This window comes from Bacillus sp. COPE52, from assembly GCF_003355115.1.
Taxonomy (GTDB): domain Bacteria; phylum Bacillota; class Bacilli; order Bacillales; family Bacillaceae_G; genus Bacillus_A; species Bacillus_A toyonensis.
In genome coordinates, this window is the sequence record NZ_CP031292.1 from 2,829,248 (window position 1) to 2,851,699 (window position 22,452).

Here is a 22,452-nt window from a genome sequence, read left to right on the forward strand (position 1 = left end):
ACAATAAAACTCCTTCTTATTTTAGAAGGAGTTTTTCACTATTCATGACTTATAAGTTTTAACCTTTCAGAAATCGCATTATAAAATTTCCGTTCCTCATCAACATTTAAGTGCACACGATTTACTGTTTTAGAAAAACCATATAACACCTGCGCTTTTACTGGCTCTTTTAACGTTATTTCAAAAGTAGCAGGTTCTTTTATGAACTCCATAACAGTTGCATCCAATACCTCTTTCTCTTCTTTTGCTGTTAGTGATTCCCCCTTGTAGAACGTAATATTATCAATTTGTGTAAATGGCAAAACGATTTTCTTTCCTAATCCGATTTGAATCATTACTTGTTTTTCTGTTATGATAATTGGATTTTTACGTATCGCTTGTATTTCAGCTATAAAATAAATCATCGCATATACGTTTAAAATAAGTAAAATCCAAGCTATTACTGGATTCCATTGATGAAGTAAATAATGAAAACCGATACTTTCAATTGCTGTTGCGTGAATTATCATGATATAAACACCTATAGCACCGGTGTTTTTATGGTAGGAATAGGTAAATTCGTCATCTGGTACTTTTGCACGCCAAGATAATAACGCATAATAGATTAGCTTACACTCAGTAAGCATGATATTTATAACTTTACTTCTTTTCATAGTGTCATCAAATGCTGCATCAATTGAATAAGAGAATGAAGAATACTCTTTTTTATGTGCTTTATATTTATTAATTATTTTAGGAAGCATTGTCACGATTTTATATAGAAGGAACAATTGTAAAGCTACAAATGCAATTTCCCCCGTCACTACTATATAAGAAACGAATGAAAAAGCTTGTAAATAGTCGCTTGGAATTATAAATCTCGCAAATATATATCCAGCTATTACGACAGGAAAGATATACGTTAACGAGTATCTTTTTCGAATAATAAAGAAATACGTAATGACTGGAATTACAAACATACAATCTAATAATGACCCAAGCACTACTTCTTTTGGAGCAGCTGGTACAATGGGAAGGGCATACAATAAATAGTTGGATAACATAATGCAAGATACGAGTCCAATCCAAATGCCTTTTCGCCTTCGCGATAGTGTGACACTCATACGTTCACTCCTTTATTTAAACACCTCGTTTAAGTGGTCTTTATAAAATGAAATAGCACGTTCAAATTCTTTTACTTCATCTACTTTCACGACTGTTTCAAGTAATAATTTCATTGCGGATTCATGTTCGTTTACATTATACTTTGCTAATGATAAAAATACTCTCATCGGATCGTTCTCAGGGAATTTCTTTACTCCAGCTTCTAGTACCACAATTGCCTTTTCATACTCTCCAATGCAACGATATGTACTCCCTAAACCGATATAGGCACCGCAAAGGGATTCACCATCAAGTCCATGTGCGATCGCCTGCTCATAATACGGAACTGCTTCTGTTTCTAATCCCATGACATCGTGTATCCATGCACATTGGTACAGTACTTCTGCATCTTTTGTAAAGTTTGTTAATCCTATAAGTATTTCTCTAGACTGCGCATATTTCTTTTCATTTCTAAGTTTAATAGCTTGCTTTAATAAATGTTCCATAGAATCCACTCCTCACCAATTATTCTGCGTATAGCTCTTGATTGGTTTATGCTTCACATTCGTGTAAAAGTAAAATTCCCACTAATTAAAGTTTCGCTTACCCATATACTATGCGGATTCATTCTTATCTAAAAACTTAATTTTACAAAGCAGTAATACGATTACATAATATCTCTAAGCTTTTGACAATTTCTTTCGCTGTTTCATCTTTCCCTTTACATAACTTTCCTTTACCATCTTGTCCAATTACATAGTGTACAGCCCCGCGCGAATATAAAGAATGTGGTGAATTTGCTATCATTACATTCGCCTTTGCTTCTTTCATTCTATTTTTCGCTCTCTCAAACAGTTCTTCTTCACTTAAATCACTTTCAAGCTTAAAACCAACGAGTACTGTTTCCGGATCCCATTGTTTTATTTGCTTCAAAACTTTTGGAGCTTTTTGAAAATGTATAATTGGTGCTATATCACTTGAAATTTTCCCATTCATATTAAGAACATTGCCATCTTGATCACAAATCTTTTCCACAACCCAATCTGATCCAGCCGCTGCCATAATAACCGCATCGACTTTTTCATGCGTAATGATACTTTTCATTTTATCTTGCAAATCAACAATTCCCTCAAATGGATGTAATTCTAATCCTCTATTTACATCGTTCGGTTTCTCAGCGAAATAACCGTGTAAATATATAACGTGTGCCCCTTTAGCTATAAGTTCTTCTGCGATTATTCTTCCAATCGTACCTTTAGCCATATTCGTATGTCCGCGTACTTGATCCCATTTTTCTAAACAACCACCGCTTGTAATTAATACCTTTTTCCCCTTCATTGTAACCATCCCTTACTGATTTTTCTTAAGAAACCATTCTGTTCCAAAGTCAACTATATCACGTTGCTTCATAAGACGGCTCGTTGCATTACCTATTTTCCCCATTGTTACAGTTCCTTTTCGCTCAAACTCTACACCAATTTCTACAAACGTATCTGATTCGTAATCCATTTCAACAAATTCTTTCCATACTCTTTCACCGTTTTCTATAATTGGTGCTCCTACTTTTATTAATTCACATGCACCAGAACGTACTTCAGATAAATGAACAGACGTATTCGAGTCATAGCCAACACCAATTAATAATATGTACCCATCAAAATCGTATATTTTTTTTAATGGTGATTCCTCTCCCAAACTCATCGATAGCGAATGATTCATTGTTATTTCCTCTGCATGTTTCCCCCATGCAGCAAAACTTCCTAATGGATGATTACTTCGTACTACATTCGGGTATGTACGAAAACATTCAACTATTTTCCCCATTCCTCTTGTTGGTGTTATACGTGGATCAAATGCTGGGACGCTATCACGTATAATTTGCCACCAATCTTCAGGTACAGGCGGTCTTGACCAATGTTTCGGATCAGATAAATCCGAAGATTGTGTTGGCATTATAATTGTTCCTTCTTCTGTAACGACTTTCATTAAAGCTTCTACTACTGCAACCACTCCGCCAGATATCCAGCCGATAGAACTTAATGATGAATGAACAATAATTGTCATTCCTTTTTCGACTCCTAGTGCTTTTAAATCGTTTGTAATTGTTTGAATTGTATTCGGAAATTGTGTACTCTCAACTATTTCATTCATTTTCATAACGGTTCCCCCACTAACCACGTATATTAAAATTTAAACTTTTATATAAATATATTATCATATTTTTCTTAATTTTTAACTTGATCGTATTCAATACTACAAAAAAATGGTAGTATTATTACGTAAAAAATAGTTAAATTATGGTATATTCATTTGAATTAATAAAAGAAGGTGAACAAATGAAAAAAATTCTATTTCCTTTTCTACTATTTGGGCTCATTTCTTTACATGCATGTGTTTCTATTAACAATGACTATGAGGGGTATTGGGTATTAGAAAAATCCAGATATAATGAAGGCGGATATGGGCCATTAAATTTATATGAAAAAGCACAAAAAGATCCAACTATGATTCATTACTCAAATGGTAGTATTAGTGAAGGAAAAAGAATGGTGTATGTAGCATTTGGAAAAAAGTATAAAAACGATAAAATTACAGTAAAAGAAGTACAAGACGAAAAAGACACATCTGTTATCGTATTACATATTGAAAAAGATAAAGGGCAAGATGAAAATCCCGTTTTATATATTGGTGCACCAAAACTTAGAAATACTATTAAAATTGTAGATGAAGATGGAAAGAAAATCTTTGAAATGAAGAAAGATGAAAGTGTTACATCACAGCAATAAAAAGTTACCATTTCAATTTACACTTTATAGATAGACGAAAAAGCCCATCAAAAATGATGGGCTTTTCTTTTCATTTTATCCTTCAATCGTAACCCCAGTAAACATCGATAAGTTTCCCGTTATTTTCTCACCAACTCGTAAAAATAACCCTGCCGCTCTCCCACTAATACAATGTGAGCCAATTAATAATTTACCAGTATACGGACCATCCCATGTATCAATGGTATAGTCAGGCATTTCTATGTATTGCTGATATATTTTCCGTTGTTCAAAGTAATATTCCGTTTTATCTTCAGCTAATAGTTCATCATTTTCGTATATAGATACGCCCCCACCTTCACGTCCATATAAAGGTTTAGAAACAAATGATTCATTTCTTTCTTTAAATGGCTTATTTGTAAAATATGTTGGTAAGAAGTATTTATTAATAATAACACGCTCTTCTTCTTCAAAGAAAACCGCTTTTTCATAAAGCTTCCAAATTAATGCAAGCACATTTTTATTTTGCATTACGAATGCGGCTGGTGGATTAATAATTTTCACTCTTCCTTGCGCTATATGATTTAAAAACTGCAGACCAATTCTTTTTCCATTTTTATCAACATCTGTAACTAAATATTCAATTGGATACAGTCGATATAAATAATGAATTCGCTTGCCATTTGGCGTATATATTCCATCATCTGTAACTACAATATCTTGAATTCCTATATATTCCGTGGGCTGATTTAGGCAATAACTTCTTAAAAACTGGACTGTTTGATGGTCTTCATCGTGCCAATCATAGCTACTAAAATATATCGTTTCTTCAGGATCAATATTATAGTCATGTTTAATTTGTTCCCATGCCTGTACAATATGCTCCTCAATATGATTCGGGTGATTCACATCGTGATAACGGCACAACACTTCATTTGCAACAGAAGGTTCTAAATATCCTGTTGGTGTATCACAATTCACTTCTATTAATTTAATAACATCACCATTTACGATAAAGTCGAGCCTTGTAAAATAAGAAAACAAACCAGTATGTTTCATTCTCGCAATCTCCCACGTTTCAGGCGGGAATCCGAGTTTTTGAAAATCTTCTGTCGTATGTACAATATATTGATACGTTCTATATAACACATACATTATTTCTTCTGTCGCTTTCGAAATAGCGGTATATGTGTTTACCGACATACGAAACATCCCTGTTGCCATATACTGATTCCACTCTTCATTCTCTAATAGACTCGGCCACGTAAAACCATTCCTACCAGCCTCTTCCGCAAGTGAAAACCATATTTTCATATACTCTTTCTGTTCTTGTTCTGTATACATGACTCTATTATCCTTTCTCTTTATGATCCGGCCGGCGCTTTTGCGTTCCCAATTCCACTTGAACCAGAATTTACTTTCGGCGTTTGTGTCGTAGATGATTTAGATGTATTTGTATCTGGCGTCACTTTATTTGATGGATTGGGCTGTTGTTTATTTAAATCCACTTTCTTTGAAGAATCGTTGTTGCTAGTAGTTCCGCCGTAATAACCTCCGCCACCGCTGCCACCAGTTCTCCGTTCATCTTTTTCACGATAAGAAAGAACATTGTTTGTATATGGTTTCTTCATTACATTTGGTTTGACTGTATAGTTCATATTTGAGGTTTTACTTGCTAATAAATATCCTGCTACGAACGGTAATATCGGTAAGTGAGAGTTTTCTTGATACGATGAAAATGATGGATTATTTTCCTTGCATAACTCATCTTTTTCTACATTTTCAGTAGTTGGGGCTTTATCATCACAATTTAATGGTTCTTGTTCGCTCCCTTGCTTCCCACCATCCGTTTTAACAGCGGTATTTTCTTGTTGTACATTTTCTTCTTCATAGTCACCACAACCTGTTAATAAAAAAGATGACACGCCAATTGAAGCAGCGACTTTCAAAAATTTATTTTTTTCCATTCTCATGTGCTATACACCTAATTTCTTTTATCTATATTTTTCCATTTAACTATATTATATAATGCAAATATCAATTTTTACAAACTATACTCAATATGCATATTTACATATTTTCATGCTATTTATTCCCTAAATGAAAATGAAATATTATAATAGCCGAATTGTCTATCTGTACACCTAAATAAAGTGAAAGACGATTTTGTATTATATCGTCTTTCACTTTATTTATTTTTTATATACTAAACGTCTCAATAAAATTTCTAATGGTCCATTAAGATTATTTTTTTCCATTATTAAAGCTACTATGACAGACAATATCCAAATACATATTGCTATCAATGCAGCAAAAGCGTTACTTACATGCCCTCCTAAATCAAATGCTACTGGTGATAAAAATATAACAAGCAGTGCTTCATTTAAAACAAAAAATGTTAATGAACGTTTTCCTAGAGCGATTAATGCAAGGCTAAAGTACCCTGGATTTTTCAATCTACTCCCTATTATCCCGAAACCTGTTGCATATGCTAATCCTCCAGCAATTCCAGTTAAAATATGGATTCCATTTATCATTCCAGCTGTAAATACAGTTGGATACCATATAGTCCCTATAAAAGATAAAGGCAAAGCACCTATTAAAGAAATTGCTAATCCTATAGTTGTTATAAAATATAATTTTTTTAACTGTTGCTCTGGTTTTATTAATAACTTATATCTAGCAATCCACAAACCAAGAATTATAGAAGGAAGAATTGGGAACATAAAATGGATGAGTACAGGTATAATAGGAAAGAAAAGTAATCGTATCATTGTAGTACTAAGATACGTGTCTTTTGCCGAAACATCTGGTGAAAAACCATAATCACCTATTGATTGCATATTAAGTCCCCATATTATTGGAATAAAAATGGTATACAATATAGCGATAATTATAAACGTTCGAATTAATGTTTTCATTTTACACTTTAATAGTGGACTAACAAAAATACCCGCTAAACCATAGGCCATAAGAATATCTTGCCCTCCAATTAAGACCGCTAACACAATCCCAAACAGTATTAAATACAAGGAGCGTTTTCTTACTATTTTTACAGCCTGAATTTCATTTTTCCCTTTTGATATTTGCCCTTCAAATGCTAGAACTAAACCGTAGCCTAATAATACGGCAAACATTGCTCTTGCACGGTTATCAATTATGAATATACCAAAAAGATTTACAATTTGATCAAAGAAACTACTGCTTTCCACTCTATGCATAATTCCAGGATATGCAGCGTACAAATACAGCGGTGCATGAGCAAGTACGATTAACAGCAACATAGTACCCCTTGCTAAATCTAATGAGACTGCACGCTTCTTTTCAAGTGTTCCATCACATATTGAACTGCTCATATTTCACTTCCTTATTATCAAATAAAGTGAAACTTTAATCAGTGGGGGTTTTGTTCATCCCCCACTGATTATTAGCCTTCACCAATCGGGCTTTTATGGGCAGCCCGACCCCCACCTAACTTCTTTGCTTCCGCTGAATTTTGAGGTGGGGATCTTACTGCCCGTTAATGCGGGATAAAATTCAACTGCCTCATTGTCTGTTTCTGCTTCTACATAAGTCAACTGATGCATCGTTACTACTTTCTTTATCATTTGCAATGCAATTCCCTTATGACGATATTGTGGAGCGACTGCTATATGGCATATTCGTGCTTTCGTTGCGCCAATTACTTCAATACCTATACAAGCCTTTTCTTCATATTTATATAATCTACCTTTTTTACCTTGATAAAATAATACTGCTTCCTTTAAGCTTGTTTCACTTGGACCGACTGCATACTGTAATACGTTTAATACTGAATCCCTTCCAATTTGTTCAACACGTTGCAAATTCATATCTTCATCCCTTTCTAAGAAAAAAGATTAGCTCTTTATAAAAAAGAGCTAATCTCATTACGCTGTTATTTTTTCTTCTTTTTTCACAACGACCGCCACATAACTATGGAGTATCATTCCGACAATAACGAGACTCATTCCAACCCAAGATAAAGATGATGGAATTGGAGCAGAAAGCCAAATAAGCTCTCCTACTAAAGCAAATAAAACTTCACCGGATTGTGTCGCTTCAACCGTTGCTAGCTTTTGCGGATCATCTTTCACAAGATCTGTCGCAAAGAAAAATAATACTGTCGCGATTAAACCTGAACTAACTGCTACAATAAAACATTGAAAAACTTGACTACTTGACGGTAATCCACCTGTTGATACTTCGTAACCAGATAGTAAAAACCAAAATGGTAAACTTGCTAATGTCATCCCGAGAACTCGCTGGAATACATCTAATTCCCCTTTACATACTTGCATCATTTTTCGATTTCCAAGAGGGTACGCAAACGCCGCAATGAGAACAGGAACTACACATAAAATGGTTTCACGAATTCCTAAAGAAGAAGCATGTTCTACTTGCATGAGTACAACACCGAATAAAATAATACCCGACATTACTAATTCTTTCATCGGAAGTTTTTTATGTAATGGGTCTACCGCAAAAAATGGTGTTAACAAAATCCCTGCGACTATCGTAATTTGCCATGTTGATGCAACAAGCCACCCTGGTCCAAATGCGCCAGCAAAACTAAGTGGTGCATAAAAAAGACCAAAACCTACAATACTCCATACCAACCATTCTTTCGGATTGTTTTTCATATATTGAAAGAGTTGCTTTAAGTTGCCTCTATACATGACAATAAGTAGTAGCATTGGTACCATAAAGTAATACCGTAATGATGCACTCCAAATCCAACTTCCACCTTCTAAGTCCATCGCCCGGTTTAAAACAAAGGTAAAGGCAAAGAAAAATGATGCCAATATCCCTATTGCAATTGCTTTCATTATAAAACCCCTTGTTTAGTTTCTTCTTAATACTATACAACAAAATGAATATAATTAAAATTCACGCACTTTAACTTACATGTAATCTAGCTCTATATAATCTTCTTAACTGACCAATATGCGCTTGATGATACCGATTATGATCAGCTACATGCCATATGCCCCATCTTATTGTCGCATTTTCGCCCTTTTCATAAAAAACTTCCCGTGTTAAATCATTTTCTGTTAGTTTCATACATTCTTCATAAAGTGAAACTTTAATCAGTGGGGGTTTTGTTCATCCCCCACTGATTATTAGTTTAACCAATCGGGCTGCCCGTTAATGCGGGATAAAACAATTGTTGCACTGCTTCATAATCTTGCATTAACTCTTGTAACGTGTGTTTTCTTAAAACTGGCAGTTCTCCCACTTCATTCAACATAGGCCCATATTTATTTTTTAGTGCAGTGGAACTTCTTCTCCCTTTAAGTGATACACCCAATGTAAATCGACAACTGCTAAATGCTGAAGTAGCTGTCCGATGCTATTTTCATTATTTTCAGACCCTTTAAAAGATAATTCCTTCTCTTCAGTACTTTCTACTAAATTTTGCAATCGTATATATGTATCTCGAACCGTTGCATACAAAATTGCTACTTGCGGATTCATGTTTTTTTCTAAATAAAGATCTTTCATGATAAACTCCGTCCTTTAAAGGAACAGCACCATATGTTCATCATCACTGTACGCACCATTAATCTTTATAGCCCTTTTTTCAATTCCATATGTTTTAAAGCCCATTGATTCGTACAAATTTTTTGCTGGTTCGTTTGTAGATACAACACCTAATGTCAATTGCTCTAGTTGTATATCCCGCGCTCTTTGAATTGCATTTGCAATTAGCTCACGTGCCAACCCGTTTCGTCTGTTTTGTGCGTCTACATACATCGCAACGATATGGCCTTTATGCTTATATGCTACTTTCTCTTCCGTTAGTAAAGTGACTACACCAATTAATTTTTCTTCATTAAACGCGCCAAGTGTACAACTAATAGTAGATGTTAAATTCCCTTCAACTCGCTCAATAGGATTTTCCTGACGAATCGCCTCTTCATAAGTTGTTATAAACGCCTCTGGGTTTACTTGTAATGCTTGTAAACGTAAATCCCAATATTTTTTTGCATCTTCTTTCGTAAGTAATCGAATCATGTATCTCTACCCCTTTTTAATTTACATAATATTTTTATAAACCACTAATTATAGATTGATATTCTTCTATTAACATACTATAACGATAGCGATGAATGAACTTCTTTTGACGTAACCGATCATTTCTCATTAGTCCTTCACAAACAAAGCCAGCCTTTTCATAACTCTTTCTAGCTTGTAAATTATCCTCATCTACACGTAGCCAAACTTTCTCCAATTCGAAATCAAAGAATCCCAGTTGTAATATACTATATAGAGATGCTATTCCATACCCTTTTTCCCAATACTCTTTATCCCCAATCGTAATTCCTAGTTCCGCATTTTTATTTGTTTTGTCAAAATTTTTAAGGTCTACCCAGCCAATGTGTATATCGTTTTCTGTAACGATAGCCCTTTGTTCATAACCATTCTTTCGACTTATGCATGCTTCAATCCATTTTCTCGTATCTTCACGAGTAAACGGAGGATATTGATCTGGTACGACTAAGTGTTTTGTCACTTCTGTATCTAATGACCATTGATATCGATCTTCTACATCCTCTAGTGTCAATTCCCTTAATTGAACGAATGGTATTTTCATTTTACTATCCCCTTTTTATTTGCCAATAGAAAATCCTTCGAACACTCTTCCTCCGTATAGTTCTAACGTCTTTTCTGTAAAATTAATTAATACATTTTTATCACCGTTTTTATAAAAATGATCAAAAGCCGCTACAAATTGTTCTGCATAATGGTCATCATATCTTCTTAAAACTCTAATAAACCATTTTGAATTTCCAAGCCATTGGCCATTTACTCTTAATACATATTCATGTATTAATTCCGCTAATAAATTAGCAATGAATAGTTCTTCTTCTCTTTTTGATGCACCAATGAAGTCATCCAAAGTATCCGAAATAAAATAGCGCTTCTGTTTCATCGTTTCTTCGGTCCATTTATCTGGTCCTTTAATTAGTAAATCGTTCGCTTCTTTTTTTAATTTCTCAACAATTTCACTTTCCCCTTTTAATACAATTCCTTCTGAAACTAATTGAGGTAGAGAAGGTCGCCCGCGATCACAATCCATTTTAAAAAAGGTTTTATACGTTACAAAATTATGTACAAATACTTCAACGGGCCATCCATTACTATAGAAGGATTCTCTATAACAAGATGACAAACTTTGATCGACTATAACAATATCAAGGTCAGATGTTTTTGTCGCTTCTCCTCGTACAACGCTTCCTCCCAGTAAAGCTACATCACAATTCGGAAATTGTGATGTAATTATGCTTTGTGCCGCTTCAATTGGTTTCATTTTCTTTTCTCCTTCGCTTATTTTACTTTCTTTTTTCTGCTCTTTCTCGAGCCTTTTTTATATATGGTTCTGCATCTGGTGTTTTACATGACGTTGCACCGTGATCAATTTTTACTTTTCCAATTTCACGAGCAATTTCAATTGCTTGTTGCTCTAAAGCTTCATTTCGAATCCCTATCGCAATTAAAGCGCTATTCATTGCTTCTCTTTTTCTATTTTTTTCATTATGTATATGAACTTTAATCTCTTCTAAATACGGCATGAAGAAGTTATCGTCTAACTTTTTATTTTTTATTGCGATATTCGCTAATAATGACCAACCTGCTCTCCCGATCCATTCATCATCAGATTTCGTCCATTCGTCCATTCTTTCTATTGCGATTGGCGACGTACATATAGCTGTCATAAGAACGTCCATTAAACAATAATAATCAACATCCCTAATCCAACTATTCAGCTGTTCTGATGTTACATTCTTCGGTTCTAAAATATACGTTGCTAAAGTCATTGCATCCATGTTTTTTGTTTCCCATAATGAAATTGCTAAATCATGATCTTTTTTTATCTTCTTTTTTAATAATTTTAAATTTGCAAAACTGACTCCGAATAGCGGCTCTTTCGCCCCATGATTTTTATACGTTTTTCGATTTTGTTCCGTTCCATATTTCTCTAGTTGCTGCATGACCTCTTCAAGTAGCATTTGTCCACCTCTTTTATGTTTTCTGTTGACTTCATATAGGTATGTACGATATATTCTACATTATTTTTTGATTTTCCTATATTTATTTTTAAAATACGGTATGTGAAATTTTAAATATACTACGCAATCACACCATGAAAAACCTACACATTGTAAACATGCAGGTTTTTCATGGTATCAAATTTCCATAAAATAAGAAATAAACGAAGGAACCACCTTTGGTTCGTTCTCTCAATAATTTATCTCCGCTATATTTTGGCTAAACTCTTTACATCTGACCACTCTTCTATAGAACCTGCATCCGGAAAAACGGTAACTACATTAAAATTCGCACCTTTTTCTTTTCCTAATTGTTTTGCAGCTAATAAGTTTGCTGCCGCAGACGTTCCTATTTTCATACCAGTAGCCTTATAAAAACGGGCCATTTCATACAAGGTTTCTTCATATGAATAAGTCCATTGCTTTTCTATCAAATTGTCTTCCTTTTCTATGAAATGTTGTTTCCGTCCTAGACCGAATCCACCTGATCCTGCATATTTCTTTAAAGCATTTGGCGGTTGTTCAGATCCATATGGTAATTCGGCAGGCATTACTAAATGTAGCTCAACATTTTTTGTATACTTCTTTACTGCTTTATAGACCCCAATTAGAGTTCCACCAGTACCAGCGGATGCTACCCATGCGTGTATTGGTTTTCCGTTCATTTGTGCAATAATTTCTCGGCCTGTTCCTTCTATATGACTTAATAAATTTGCATTATTATAATGTTGGAACAAAAAGTATAACTCTTGTTTTTGTTTGCTAATCTCTATTGTCTTCTCAATTACAGCGTAAAATCCCTTACATTTATCAACTAAGATTACGTTAGCACCATAATATTCGAGTTCATTTAATAGAGATTGACCAGTTGCAGAACTTAACACTAACGTGCATTCAATCCCTAAATAATAACAAAGATAGCCAATTGACCTCGCTAAGCTTCCACCACTATACTCTAAAATATGTTGTTTTTTGTTAGCTTCTTGTAAATATTTATTGATCATTCCAAGTGCTGCTCTATCCTTAATCGATCCTGTAGGGTTGTGCCATTCACATTTAGCATAGATTGAAAGATTCTTCGTTTCTTCGCATTCTAATTTAATGACAGGGGTATTTCCAACATTTTTAGAAAACTCTTCAAAATGGTTTACTATCATACTTTTATACCTCCGTCATACATCATATTTATAACATTTGTTCTTAGTCAAAATACTTTCTATATTTCAATTACGCTATTAACTATATTTTCCTATAAAAAATCCCTACAAACGTTGTAGGGATTTTTGTCTAAATCATTTTGTTGCACTCTATTACATACGAAAAGAACTTCTTTATTCAAATGCATTCATAAGCACAATTCTCCAGCCATCTGGATCCTCTATTGTAGTACCTTTCTCTATCCAATACGGATTTTCCGGTTCCACCTCATGGTAGCCCATTTCACTTAACCGATTCGCGATTATTTCAATTTCATCTTTATTCGGCATATAAAAAACTAGTAAATTATCTTTTGTCGGTGCTGGGCATGGGCTTCCATTTACATGCGTAGTAAACTCCAAATGGTACTCTTCACCCGGTAATCCAAACATAACCCCGTCATATCCTTCATGATTGTGAAATTCCCCTATACGTTTTAACCCTAATCCTGTTTCGTAAAAACTTATAACTTCTTCAAATTTATCTGTTGGTCTTGCAATTCTAAATTGAACCCAATTCTTCATGCAAATCTCCTCCTTTTCATTTTCCAAAGCTTTATAGTAGCCATTATAAGTTACATATATTTAGTTTAATATCCCTCATTAGTGTGAGAACTGCTTAAGTTGAAAGACCTATTCGTTCATACATAGTAGGACTTTAGTATAAAATTCATATAAACTTAGTTATACAAATATGGAGATAAAATAACGATTTCTTCCATATATATTATTACGTATGAAATAATTCTCCTTGTAGGGCCTTTATATATCGATCAGCAGATCTTTGTACAGCCCTATTCGCACCTTCCATCACAACACCATGAAACGCATTATACAGTCGACTAAATTGGATTCCTTTTACTTTCTCTGCCATTTTTCTAACTTTATTCGCTGGCAATGGGATAAGATTGGGATAACTATACATAAAACTTACCCATTTTCGATCCGAAACTACTTGTATAATATCACCTGATAACAAAATACCTTTCCCTTCATTACCGTCTTTCCAGTGCATAACAGTTCCACCTTTAAAATGGCCTCCTAACCGATGCAATGTAAGTTCTTCCGATAATATCAAATGTTCCCCAGACCAAAATTTAATTTGCTTACTCGGGTGAACCACCCATTCTTTATCATCTTCATGAATATAGATAGGTATATGAAATGTTTCCGCCCATTTTACTTGTGTAGAGTAATAATGTGGATGAGAAAGTGCTATTGCTTGAATACCACCTAAATCATATATACGTTGTATCGTTTTATCATCTAAATAACTAATACAATCCCACAAAACATTTAGAGTTTTACTTTGTATTAAAAATGCTGTTTGTCCAATTGCAAACTTAGGTTTAGTAGTAATGCTATACAAACCAGTTTCTTCTTTTATTATTTCATTTTTGTATAAATTGCTATGTTGCATTGTTTCTAATGTTGTCCATGACTGCCCCATTGGATTCATATATTGCCTTTCCTCATTACAAATTTTACAACGAGAAGGTGCCTCTTTATTTTCGGGATACTGAACTCCACATGTCGTGCAAATATAATGAACCATATTCCCACTCCCTTTTTAAATGTAATTGATTCTTTACCAATATTTTAATAAAAAACGAAAATAATTAAATCAATAATTGTGACTAAAATGAAGTCATACGAAAGTACGATTATTCCCCTTCTATTTAAGAATTTAGTCTAAGTACTATATTTTATATTTCTTCTTTCTGGGAAGTTAAATTTTTCAATCATTACATGAAAGAGTAACTCTATACGAAATAAATGAACCTATTCATAGTTTTTGTCACAAGTTTGACACTGTAGTATAAACTAATACACATCTGGGGTATAGTATATTTAAAGTAACGATAAAAAAGAATATTGAATAAATTATTTTTTAATCGTTACTAGATTACATTTGTAATAACTTAAGGGGAGATTATAATGGAAATCGTTATTATGCTCTATGAAGGAATTACTGCATTAGATGCTATTGGTCCGTACGAAGTATTTGCAGCAGAAAGCAATAACAACATAAAGTTTGTTGCTAAAACTACGGGCTTAATTAAATTAGATTCAAAAATGGGCTATTTACATGCCGATTATAATTTTACTGAAGTTAATTCAGCTGATATCCTTATTATTCCTGGATGTCGCCCGCCTAACTTTAAACAACTTATGGAGGACGAAGAAACTCTCAATTGGATTCTCCAAATGCATGAAACTACTAAATGGACTACAACTGTATGTACAGGTTCTTTAATCTTAGGTGCTACTGGCCTACTAAATGGTGTTAAAGCCACTAGTCATTGGAGCTCTTTTGACTTACTTCGTTCTCTCGGAGCTATTCCAACTGAAGAGAGAGTCGTTCGTCATGAAAAAATCATAACAGCAGCTGGTGTATCTGCAGGTATGGATATGGCTCTCCAGTTGATGGCTTGGGAATTCGGAGATGAAAAGAGTAAAGCAGTTCAGCTCATGTTAGAATACGACCCACAGCCTCCTTTTGATACAGGTTCACCAAAAAAAGCATCCGCATCATTATTAGAAGAATTAAATTTGATGCTTGAAGATTTTCATAATAAAGTTTAAAAGCATCCAATTTTTCAAGCATGCAGTTGATACAAAATCTTGCATATTTTTGACCAAACTTTTTTACAGTTGTAAAAAAGTTTTTTTGCATTTCCCTACCTATAATTGCTAATATAGTAGAGTAGATCTTTTATAGAGAGAAGGAAAATTATGCACAATGGAATTCGAATGACAACTTTAGTAAAAAGGGCTATGTTGATTTGCGCTGGGGTATTATTTACATATGAGGCCGCTTTAGGATCAGTACATACTGCTCTAGCAAGTACAGAAGATGAAGCAAAGTCTGTTCAATTTGTAAGTGAAATTCAAACATCTCTTGCACCGAAAGAAGCTCCAAAACACTATAATGGGCAAGTTAGAAAAGTCGCTTACTTAACATTTGATGACGGTCCTGGAAAATACACAGCTGAGCTTTTAGATATGTTAAAGAAAGAAAATGCAAAAGCAACATTCTTCCTAATTGGTTCAAACGTGAAAGCTTTCCCTGATCTTGTGAAACGTGAAGATGCTGAAGGCCACTATGTTGGGATGCACAGTATGACTCATAACTATAAGAAACTTTACACAGAAGGACATTACGTAGATGAAATGAAAGAAGATCAAGGCTTAATCGCTGGCGTTCTAGGCAAATCACCCGTATTAACTCGTCCATCATACGGCTCAATGCCAGGATTAAACGAAGCACTTCGCAACAAAGTGGTGGAAAACGGGTTGAAAGTTTGGGATTGGACAATTGATTCTTTAGACTGGAGATACAACAAAATGCAAGTTGATGCTGCATCAGCTAAAATTGTAGAAAACGTTCTACATGGTGCTACAAATCCAACAGAAGTTATCCTTATGCACGATATTCACCCACAATCAGTTAAAGCAGTACCTGGAATTATAAAAGGACTGAAAGAAAAAGGATATGAATTAGAAGCCTATAATGAGAACGAACACTTCCCATTAAACTTCTGGCATGATAATCGTATGTAATGAAAAGACTTGATTCCCTCTAGTAGGATATCAAGTCTTTTTTTAACGTTTTGGAAAGTTTCTTTGTTGCTCTTCAATAAAACGAATAATCTTTTCTCTGTCCTCATGCGTAATACTTATAGAAAATTCGTACTCCTCTTCCTTACACCATGAAGGGGTAAGTTCCTGAGATAATCGGACTACAATTTGAAACTCACCTTCATTTTTCCCCATTAATTCAAACGCTATATTAGGCTCTATGAAATCTAGTTCGGTATATGTAGGATTCGGTAATGATTGAAACCATTTTTTCATATGCTGTAAGTCGAAAGTTTGTAGAAAAGGATCCATCGTTTCAAAAACTTTATTTCCTTCTGACAGTTTCGCTTTTACTATAAGCCAATTTCTATCACACTCCTCTTTTGCATCTTTAAATTGGTATCTCACCACCTCTAAATGTAATGCTACTTTTTCATTTTGAAAATCCATAAATTGCTCCCCTTCTTGCTATAAAACTTTTACTTTATAAATTTGAAATATATAAGCCTTTACTTGCAAGACAATTATTTTTCAATCTCCTGTTAATTTCAATTCTTAAATATAATGATTTTCGTTTATTAATACACATGACTGATTCTAACATATCATTCTTTATACATTAAATATATTTGATTTGCTATATAATCTGAACTAAAGTGAAGTCCATTCCTTATCCACCACATGATAATACCTACCAAAGAGGCTGTTTTAATATCAACTGCAACGTAATCATCAGGTAATTTATTTTTCGTATTCTCTCTTCTCGTTTCTATTAATTGCTTTAAAAATAAAAATAATTGCTCCTCAAATTGATTCATTTTAAATAATATAAATAAAAAATTCCGGTGGATATATAAATAATCTAGCAATTGTGTTAGCTTTTGTTTTTCTGATAAATCTTTTGCATGTATTAAATCAACAATTTTATTAGAAAGCTCATTTAAAATCTCGCTAGTGATTTGGTCCAGTAAATCTTGAATATCTTGATAATGTAAGTAAAATGTTGTTCGATTTAATCCTGCTTTTGTTGCGATTTTCTGAACCGTTAAGCTTGAAATAGTAGGATTCTCACATAAAAGAGAAAAAACAGCATTTTTAAACATTTCTCTTGAACGAACTGTACGAGGGTCTTCTTTTTTAAGTGTAGACATTTTGAAACTCCTTTATAGATTTTCTCTTTACTTTCTCGACAGTACATATCTTCTCTGTCGAGTAGTGGACATTTTCAATAAAACTGTTCATGGTCAGAGAAAACGTATTTTGTTACCATTAATTTTATCGACACAATGTCGATAAATCAAGGTATCAATGAAGGAGATTACCAATGCAAAAGGAAATATCAGAAAGAAATAAAAAAATTATATTAGTTGTCCTCATTTCCGGCTGTTTTCTATCAACGTTAAATCAGACGCTATTAAATGTGGCGATGAGTAATTTAATGGAGGTATTTGATGTAACAGCTGCAACAGTGCAATGGCTATCAACAGGCTTTATGCTCATAAATGGTGTTCTAGTTCCAATTACTGCATTTTTAATGAAACGATTTACAACAAGGCAGCTATTTATTAGCTCAATGCTCTCTTTGTTTATTGGGACCGTTCTCTGTGCATGCGCCATGAATTTTAGCATTTTGTTAACAGGAAGAATGATTCAAGCAGTTGGAGCAGGAATTATTATGCCACTCATGATGACTATTATTTTATATTTGTACCCTAGTGAAAAACGCGGAAGTATTATGGGGACCATCGGATTCGCTATAATTTTTGCGCCAGCTATCGCTCCAACTTTATCTGGCTTTATTATTGAATATGTATCATGGAGATGGCTATTTATTGGATTAGCTCCATTTATATTCATCGTAATTATTCTCGCGCTTAAATATTTAATGAATGTTGCAAATACAACAAAAGCGAAATTAGATATCGTAAGTGTCATTTTATCAACGATTGGCTTTGGTTGTGTTATATACGGATTCAGTAGTGCAGGAAGTAAAGGATGGAATCATCCCGTTGTTATTATAACAATTACTATCGGTATCATCGTTACAGCTTTATTCTGTTTACGTCAAATAAAGTCTAATGATCCATTATTGAATTTATCAGTATTTAAATATAAAGTTTTCACTCTTACTTCCGTCATTAACGTACTCATTACGATGATTATGTATGCAGATTTAATTCTATTACCAATTTTCTTACAAAACGGACGAGGTTTTACTGCATTTGAATCAGGTTTACTTCTATTACCTGGAGCTGTCATTAACGCCTTCTTATCACCTATCACAGGCAAAATGTTTGATAAATATGGAGCGAAACCACTCTTTATTACCGGTTTAATCTGTGTCATTATTTCGATGTGGGGTGTAATTGATTTGACCGACTCCACAACTTATATGTATTTAATGGTTCGTACCATTATTTTACGAATTGGGTTAAGTTTCATTTCAATGCCTTTAAATACAGCCGGCTTAAACGCTTTGCCAATAGAACTAGGTTCACATGGTTCAGCAGTAAATAATACAATTCGCCAATTAGCAGGTTCGATTGGGACAGCAGTTATCATCACGGTGTATACAATTCAATCTACTTCACACATATCACAGTTATCTAGTGGGAATGGAAATATAACAGCTACGCAAGTAACAAAATTATCTTCTATCTTCAGCTCAAGTGATGCATACGTGTTTATGTTAGTCTTATCTTTTATAGCTTTGATTATTGCAAGTTTCATGCCAAAAAAAGTAGTAATCAAAAGATACGAAAGTAAATCTTCAAACATAAAATGATTGTTAAAAATTAAGCACTTAAAAGATGGCTCCGGAATTGTACCGAAGCCATCTTTTTGAGTGCTTACGACTATAATTATAATCCTCGATTACTATTTGAAGAGATTATATTTTACAGTTATGCTTTTAAATAATCGTTAGAATTCTTAATACTGAATAGCTTATAAGTACATATTAATCATAAGGAGTGATATGTATATGGATTTTCTTTCATCTGAATATTTGTCTGCCTTGCTTGCCATTATTGTAATTGATTTAGTGTTAGCTGGAGATAATGCCATCGTAATTGGATTAGCAGCAAGGCGATTACCAAAAGATCAACAAAAGAAAGTTATTATATGGGGAACTGTCGGGGCTATCGCTATTAGAGCCCTCGCTACCTTAATTGTCGTTTGGTTATTAAAAATACCAGGATTACTTCTAATTGGTGGTGTACTCCTCATATGGATTGCTTACAAATTAATTGCTGAGGGCAAAAATCATGATATTAAAGCTGAAGAAGGATTTTGGTCTGCTATTAAAACCATTATTATAGCTGATGCGTTAATGGGAATTGATAACGTACTCGCTGTTGCGGGAGCTGCCCATGGTAACTTTTCTTTAGTAATCATCGGATTATTAGTGTCTATTCCAGTAGTTGTATGGGGCAGTACATTAATTTTAAAATGGGTTGACCGTTTCCCTGTCATCATTACGATTGGAGCAGCTGTTTTAGCTTATACTGCCGCAAAAATGATTGTAGATGAAAAATGGTTCGCTGGATTTTTCGAAAGTAACCCTTTCATGAAATGGGCATTCATCATTATTATCATCATCGGTGTGGTATTCTTCGGAAAGATGAAACAAAAAACTAAAGATGATACTATATAATGTCAATGTAATTATAGTTACAAACAAAAGCGCTACTCATATGAGTAGCGCTTTTTAATATTTATTTAGCTTCCCCGTCTTCAGTCGTTTTTACCTTCGTTTTATTTTTATCACGATGGTTATAGTTATACTTTGAACGATCTACTGGAGTGAAGCCTTCTGGTGTGTAGAATCGTAATAAGTCACCATTTACGACTTGGTCAGAGTATTTTAATGAGTTTTGAACCATTTGTTCATTTTGTTTTATTTCATCTGTTAATTCTACAGGTTTTCCAGTTGTTGTATCATAATATTTTCCGTTCAATGCCGTAACTGTTGGGCTTACATAATTACCGTTACGGAATGGAACGACTTGTTTATGATCTGGTGATAATAAATCTGAACCGAATTGAACATAATTTTTCGTATCTGTACCTAGTAAGTGTAATAAAGTTGGAAGAACGTCAATTTCACCGCCATATTGATGTTGTACGCCACCTTTCACTCCTGGTACACGAACGATTAATGGTACACGTTGTAACTGTGCATTTTCAAATGAGTTCATTTCTTTACCCATTACTTGTGACATTGCTGCATTATGATTATCTGAAATACCGTAATGGTCACCGTACATAACGATAATTGAGTTATCGTATAAGCCAGATTGTTTCAAATAATCGATGAACCCTTTTACAGATTCATCTAAATATCTTGCTGTTTGGAAATACGTGTCTACTGATGAGTCACCTGTTTTCGCCGGTTCAATCGTTGCTTCCGCTTTATCAATAGGATAAGGGAAATGGTTTGATAACGTAATGAACTTCGTATAGAACGGTTGTTTTAACGTTTGTAATAATGGAATTGATTCATTAAAGAACGGTTTATCTTTTAAGCCATAGTTTACAACGTCTTTTTCGTTCATATCATAGTATGACGCATCAAAGAATTTATTAAAACCAAATGATTTATAAATATCATCACGGTTCCAGAACGTTTTGTAGTTACCGTGGAACACTGCTGAAGTGTATCCTTGTTGCCCTAAAATAGCTGGTGCCGATTGATATGTGTTATGAGCTTTATTTGTAAATACAGATCCTTGCGGTAATCCGTACATTGAGTTTTCTAACATGAACTCCGCATCAGATGTTTTACCTTGTCCTGTTTGATGGAAGAAGTTATCAAAGTATAACGTATTCGCATCTTTTGTAAATGAATTTAGAAATGGTGTAACTTCTTGACCATTTAATTGATAATCGATTAAAAAGTTTTGGAATGACTCCAAATGAATATAAATTACGTTCATTCCTTTTCCTTTACCGAAGTACTCAGGATTTGGACTTGCATATGTTGATGCAAGATAATTTCTAACTTCTGTCATATTATCTCCATCAGCTAATGCTCGTTCTGTTGATGCTTTCGCACTTTGAATACCATCATAAATCGTATAATTGTATGCCCCTAAATATTTCACGATATAATTACGGTCAAACGTTCTTGTTAACAATTCAGGACGGTCAGATTCTGCAAGCCCTAGGTTCACACTGAATAATAAAATACCCGCTACAAATACTAGTGATAGTTTATGTTTCGCAACACGAATAGGTTTTGGATTTGCAAATTTTGTTGCGACTAAAACAATTAAAATAATTGTATCTAAGAAATATAGTGGATCATATAAGTGTAGTAAAGCGAAAATACTACCACCTAAATCTCCAAAGTTATTCGTTTGTGTTAATGTCGGGAACGTAATAAAATCACTGAAAAAGCGATAATATACTACGTTTGCGTATAAAAGTATCGACAATAACAAATTAATAATAATTACCCAAATATAAGATCGTTTCCCTTTTGCAAATAATGCAAGTCCTAAAAATAGAACTGCTGAACTAAGCGGGTTAAAAAACAGCAAGAATTTTTGGATTGTGTTTGAAATTCCTAAATTAAATTCCGTTACATAGGCTGCATATGTTTTGAGCCATAATAAAATAACGGCAAACAGAAAGAATCCAAAATGATTACTTAACACACTTTTGCTCTTTAATAAGAATTGTTTCATTTCTCCACCTCTTTTGATCATCCAAGGCTTATTTTTTATAAGTCTGTCTCTCTATTCATTTTTT

At 33.8% G+C, this 22,452-nt stretch carries 24 protein-coding genes and 1 pseudogene; 5 read left to right on the plus strand and 20 right to left on the minus strand.

What is annotated here, in order from left to right:
• Positions 1 to 38: 38 nt before the first annotated feature.
• From DPQ31_RS14185 to DPQ31_RS14200, 4 genes are all read right to left on the minus strand, one after another.
• Positions 39 to 1,103: a hypothetical protein gene (locus DPQ31_RS14185; RefSeq protein ID WP_000117462.1), complete on the minus strand. Its 1,065-nt coding sequence runs from the start codon at positions 1,101 to 1,103 to the stop codon at positions 39 to 41.
• Positions 1,104 to 1,115: 12 nt separating this feature from the next.
• Entirely contained in the window at positions 1,116 to 1,589 is a 474-nt protein-coding gene (locus tag DPQ31_RS14190) for a tetratricopeptide repeat protein (protein ID WP_141555946.1), read from the minus strand.
• A gap of 142 nt (positions 1,590 to 1,731) precedes the next feature.
• Positions 1,732 to 2,421, minus strand: coding sequence for a phosphopantothenoylcysteine decarboxylase domain-containing protein (locus tag DPQ31_RS14195; RefSeq protein ID WP_000676697.1), 690 nt, complete (start codon positions 2,419 to 2,421; stop codon positions 1,732 to 1,734).
• 12 nt (positions 2,422 to 2,433) lie between these two features.
• Positions 2,434 to 3,234: an AAC(3) family N-acetyltransferase gene (locus DPQ31_RS14200; RefSeq protein WP_131202461.1), complete on the minus strand. Its 801-nt coding sequence runs from the start codon at positions 3,232 to 3,234 to the stop codon at positions 2,434 to 2,436.
• 185 nt (positions 3,235 to 3,419) lie between these two features.
• Here DPQ31_RS14200 and DPQ31_RS14205 point away from each other — a divergent pair, with 185 nt between their 5' ends.
• Positions 3,420 to 3,869 carry a hypothetical protein gene (locus DPQ31_RS14205; protein WP_000721816.1) on the plus strand — a complete coding sequence of 150 codons (450 nt, stop codon included), beginning with the start codon at positions 3,420 to 3,422 and terminating at the stop codon, positions 3,867 to 3,869.
• A 75-nt stretch (positions 3,870 to 3,944) separates the two neighbouring features.
• Here DPQ31_RS14205 and DPQ31_RS14210 read toward each other — a convergent pair whose 3' ends face one another.
• The 13 genes and pseudogenes from DPQ31_RS14210 to DPQ31_RS14270 all read right to left on the minus strand — a co-directional run bounded on the left by DPQ31_RS14210 (position 3,945) and on the right by DPQ31_RS14270 (position 14,671).
• Positions 3,945 to 5,192: a glutathionylspermidine synthase family protein gene (locus DPQ31_RS14210; protein WP_000287859.1), complete on the minus strand. Its 1,248-nt coding sequence runs from the start codon at positions 5,190 to 5,192 to the stop codon at positions 3,945 to 3,947.
• Between the two features lie 20 nt (positions 5,193 to 5,212).
• Entirely contained in the window at positions 5,213 to 5,821 is a 609-nt protein-coding gene (locus tag DPQ31_RS14215; RefSeq protein WP_001242217.1) for a hypothetical protein, read from the minus strand.
• Between the two features lie 219 nt (positions 5,822 to 6,040).
• The gene (locus DPQ31_RS14220) at positions 6,041 to 7,204 is read right to left on the minus strand and encodes a DUF418 domain-containing protein (RefSeq protein ID WP_098711961.1); all 1,164 of its coding nucleotides are present in this window, start codon (positions 7,202 to 7,204) and stop codon (positions 6,041 to 6,043) included.
• A gap of 93 nt (positions 7,205 to 7,297) precedes the next feature.
• Positions 7,298 to 7,699, minus strand: a complete 402-nt coding sequence (locus tag DPQ31_RS14225) for a GNAT family N-acetyltransferase (RefSeq protein ID WP_098854925.1) — start codon at positions 7,697 to 7,699, stop codon at positions 7,298 to 7,300.
• Between the two features lie 57 nt (positions 7,700 to 7,756).
• A complete protein-coding gene (locus DPQ31_RS14230) occupies positions 7,757 to 8,695 on the minus strand; it encodes a DMT family transporter (RefSeq protein WP_000643649.1) in 939 nt (312 codons plus the stop codon).
• A 70-nt stretch (positions 8,696 to 8,765) separates the two neighbouring features.
• Positions 8,766 to 9,371: pseudogene (locus tag DPQ31_RS14235) on the minus strand (DinB family protein).
• Between the two features lie 15 nt (positions 9,372 to 9,386).
• Positions 9,387 to 9,884 (minus strand): GNAT family N-acetyltransferase, encoded by a 498-nt coding sequence (locus tag DPQ31_RS14240; RefSeq protein ID WP_000620331.1) that lies wholly within the window; start codon positions 9,882 to 9,884, stop codon positions 9,387 to 9,389.
• Between the two features lie 34 nt (positions 9,885 to 9,918).
• Complete coding sequence (locus DPQ31_RS14245) at positions 9,919 to 10,464, minus strand: GNAT family N-acetyltransferase (protein WP_098711959.1); 546 nt, start codon at positions 10,462 to 10,464, stop codon at positions 9,919 to 9,921.
• Positions 10,465 to 10,479: 15 nt separating this feature from the next.
• Positions 10,480 to 11,181: a nucleotidyltransferase domain-containing protein gene (locus tag DPQ31_RS14250; protein ID WP_000802436.1), complete on the minus strand. Its 702-nt coding sequence runs from the start codon at positions 11,179 to 11,181 to the stop codon at positions 10,480 to 10,482.
• 22 nt (positions 11,182 to 11,203) lie between these two features.
• Positions 11,204 to 11,881, minus strand: coding sequence for a DNA alkylation repair protein (locus DPQ31_RS14255; RefSeq protein ID WP_000923467.1), 678 nt, complete (start codon positions 11,879 to 11,881; stop codon positions 11,204 to 11,206).
• 248 nt (positions 11,882 to 12,129) lie between these two features.
• A complete protein-coding gene (locus DPQ31_RS14260; RefSeq protein WP_098711958.1) occupies positions 12,130 to 13,077 on the minus strand; it encodes a PLP-dependent cysteine synthase family protein in 948 nt (315 codons plus the stop codon).
• Positions 13,078 to 13,251: 174 nt separating this feature from the next.
• Positions 13,252 to 13,641 carry a VOC family protein gene (locus DPQ31_RS14265; RefSeq protein WP_000800673.1) on the minus strand — a complete coding sequence of 130 codons (390 nt, stop codon included), beginning with the start codon at positions 13,639 to 13,641 and terminating at the stop codon, positions 13,252 to 13,254.
• Positions 13,642 to 13,846: 205 nt separating this feature from the next.
• The gene (locus tag DPQ31_RS14270) at positions 13,847 to 14,671 is read right to left on the minus strand and encodes an MBL fold metallo-hydrolase (protein WP_199633512.1); all 825 of its coding nucleotides are present in this window, start codon (positions 14,669 to 14,671) and stop codon (positions 13,847 to 13,849) included.
• A 383-nt stretch (positions 14,672 to 15,054) separates the two neighbouring features.
• Here DPQ31_RS14270 and DPQ31_RS14275 point away from each other — a divergent pair, with 383 nt between their 5' ends.
• Entirely contained in the window at positions 15,055 to 15,702 is a 648-nt protein-coding gene (locus DPQ31_RS14275) for a DJ-1/PfpI family protein (RefSeq protein WP_098711957.1), read from the plus strand.
• Between the two features lie 150 nt (positions 15,703 to 15,852).
• Complete coding sequence (locus DPQ31_RS14280) at positions 15,853 to 16,680, plus strand: peptidoglycan-N-acetylglucosamine deacetylase (protein ID WP_000551438.1); 828 nt, start codon at positions 15,853 to 15,855, stop codon at positions 16,678 to 16,680.
• A gap of 42 nt (positions 16,681 to 16,722) precedes the next feature.
• Here the strand turns inward: DPQ31_RS14280 and DPQ31_RS14285 are convergent, their stop codons facing one another.
• The gene (locus DPQ31_RS14285) at positions 16,723 to 17,148 is read right to left on the minus strand and encodes a WapI family immunity protein (protein ID WP_000347502.1); all 426 of its coding nucleotides are present in this window, start codon (positions 17,146 to 17,148) and stop codon (positions 16,723 to 16,725) included.
• Positions 17,149 to 17,303: 155 nt separating this feature from the next.
• Positions 17,304 to 17,849, minus strand: a complete 546-nt coding sequence (locus DPQ31_RS14290; RefSeq protein WP_085450296.1) for a TetR/AcrR family transcriptional regulator — start codon at positions 17,847 to 17,849, stop codon at positions 17,304 to 17,306.
• A gap of 173 nt (positions 17,850 to 18,022) precedes the next feature.
• Between DPQ31_RS14290 and DPQ31_RS14295 the strand changes: the two genes are divergently transcribed.
• Positions 18,023 to 19,483, plus strand: coding sequence for a DHA2 family efflux MFS transporter permease subunit (locus tag DPQ31_RS14295; RefSeq protein ID WP_208732059.1), 1,461 nt, complete (start codon positions 18,023 to 18,025; stop codon positions 19,481 to 19,483).
• Between the two features lie 198 nt (positions 19,484 to 19,681).
• Complete coding sequence (locus DPQ31_RS14300; RefSeq protein ID WP_000346961.1) at positions 19,682 to 20,353, plus strand: TerC family protein; 672 nt, start codon at positions 19,682 to 19,684, stop codon at positions 20,351 to 20,353.
• A gap of 61 nt (positions 20,354 to 20,414) precedes the next feature.
• Here the strand turns inward: DPQ31_RS14300 and DPQ31_RS14305 are convergent, their stop codons facing one another.
• A complete protein-coding gene (locus tag DPQ31_RS14305; RefSeq protein ID WP_016108621.1) occupies positions 20,415 to 22,388 on the minus strand; it encodes a lipoteichoic acid synthase in 1,974 nt (657 codons plus the stop codon).
• Positions 22,389 to 22,452: the final 64 nt, after the last annotated feature.

What these genes read in the sequence shown, in the direction of transcription:
- DPQ31_RS14240 (WP_000620331.1), bottom strand. Translation starts at nt 9,884, where the DNA reads ATGATTCGATTACTTACGAAAGAAGATGCAAAAAAATATTGGGATTTA.
- DPQ31_RS14205 (WP_000721816.1), top strand. Translation starts at nt 3,420, where the DNA reads ATGAAAAAAATTCTATTTCCTTTTCTACTATTTGGGCTCATTTCTTTA.
- DPQ31_RS14300 (WP_000346961.1), top strand. Translation starts at nt 19,682, where the DNA reads ATGGATTTTCTTTCATCTGAATATTTGTCTGCCTTGCTTGCCATTATT.
- DPQ31_RS14270 (WP_199633512.1), bottom strand. Translation starts at nt 14,671, where the DNA reads ATGGTTCATTATATTTGCACGACATGTGGAGTTCAGTATCCCGAAAAT.
- DPQ31_RS14195 (WP_000676697.1), bottom strand. Translation starts at nt 2,421, where the DNA reads ATGAAGGGGAAAAAGGTATTAATTACAAGCGGTGGTTGTTTAGAAAAA.
- DPQ31_RS14200 (WP_131202461.1), bottom strand. Translation starts at nt 3,234, where the DNA reads ATGAATGAAATAGTTGAGAGTACACAATTTCCGAATACAATTCAAACA.
- DPQ31_RS14280 (WP_000551438.1), top strand. Translation starts at nt 15,853, where the DNA reads ATGCACAATGGAATTCGAATGACAACTTTAGTAAAAAGGGCTATGTTG.
- DPQ31_RS14295 (WP_208732059.1), top strand. Translation starts at nt 18,023, where the DNA reads ATGCAAAAGGAAATATCAGAAAGAAATAAAAAAATTATATTAGTTGTC.
- DPQ31_RS14225 (WP_098854925.1), bottom strand. Translation starts at nt 7,699, where the DNA reads ATGAATTTGCAACGTGTTGAACAAATTGGAAGGGATTCAGTATTAAAC.
- DPQ31_RS14190 (WP_141555946.1), bottom strand. Translation starts at nt 1,589, where the DNA reads ATGGAACATTTATTAAAGCAAGCTATTAAACTTAGAAATGAAAAGAAA.
- DPQ31_RS14245 (WP_098711959.1), bottom strand. Translation starts at nt 10,464, where the DNA reads ATGAAAATACCATTCGTTCAATTAAGGGAATTGACACTAGAGGATGTA.
- DPQ31_RS14290 (WP_085450296.1), bottom strand. Translation starts at nt 17,849, where the DNA reads ATGTCTACACTTAAAAAAGAAGACCCTCGTACAGTTCGTTCAAGAGAA.
- DPQ31_RS14275 (WP_098711957.1), top strand. Translation starts at nt 15,055, where the DNA reads ATGGAAATCGTTATTATGCTCTATGAAGGAATTACTGCATTAGATGCT.
- DPQ31_RS14305 (WP_016108621.1), bottom strand. Translation starts at nt 22,388, where the DNA reads ATGAAACAATTCTTATTAAAGAGCAAAAGTGTGTTAAGTAATCATTTT.
- DPQ31_RS14255 (WP_000923467.1), bottom strand. Translation starts at nt 11,881, where the DNA reads ATGCTACTTGAAGAGGTCATGCAGCAACTAGAGAAATATGGAACGGAA.
- DPQ31_RS14215 (WP_001242217.1), bottom strand. Translation starts at nt 5,821, where the DNA reads ATGAGAATGGAAAAAAATAAATTTTTGAAAGTCGCTGCTTCAATTGGC.
- DPQ31_RS14265 (WP_000800673.1), bottom strand. Translation starts at nt 13,641, where the DNA reads ATGAAGAATTGGGTTCAATTTAGAATTGCAAGACCAACAGATAAATTT.
- DPQ31_RS14210 (WP_000287859.1), bottom strand. Translation starts at nt 5,192, where the DNA reads ATGTATACAGAACAAGAACAGAAAGAGTATATGAAAATATGGTTTTCA.
- DPQ31_RS14220 (WP_098711961.1), bottom strand. Translation starts at nt 7,204, where the DNA reads ATGAGCAGTTCAATATGTGATGGAACACTTGAAAAGAAGCGTGCAGTC.
- DPQ31_RS14260 (WP_098711958.1), bottom strand. Translation starts at nt 13,077, where the DNA reads ATGATAGTAAACCATTTTGAAGAGTTTTCTAAAAATGTTGGAAATACC.
- DPQ31_RS14250 (WP_000802436.1), bottom strand. Translation starts at nt 11,181, where the DNA reads ATGAAACCAATTGAAGCGGCACAAAGCATAATTACATCACAATTTCCG.
- DPQ31_RS14285 (WP_000347502.1), bottom strand. Translation starts at nt 17,148, where the DNA reads ATGGATTTTCAAAATGAAAAAGTAGCATTACATTTAGAGGTGGTGAGA.
- DPQ31_RS14185 (WP_000117462.1), bottom strand. Translation starts at nt 1,103, where the DNA reads ATGAGTGTCACACTATCGCGAAGGCGAAAAGGCATTTGGATTGGACTC.
- DPQ31_RS14230 (WP_000643649.1), bottom strand. Translation starts at nt 8,695, where the DNA reads ATGAAAGCAATTGCAATAGGGATATTGGCATCATTTTTCTTTGCCTTT.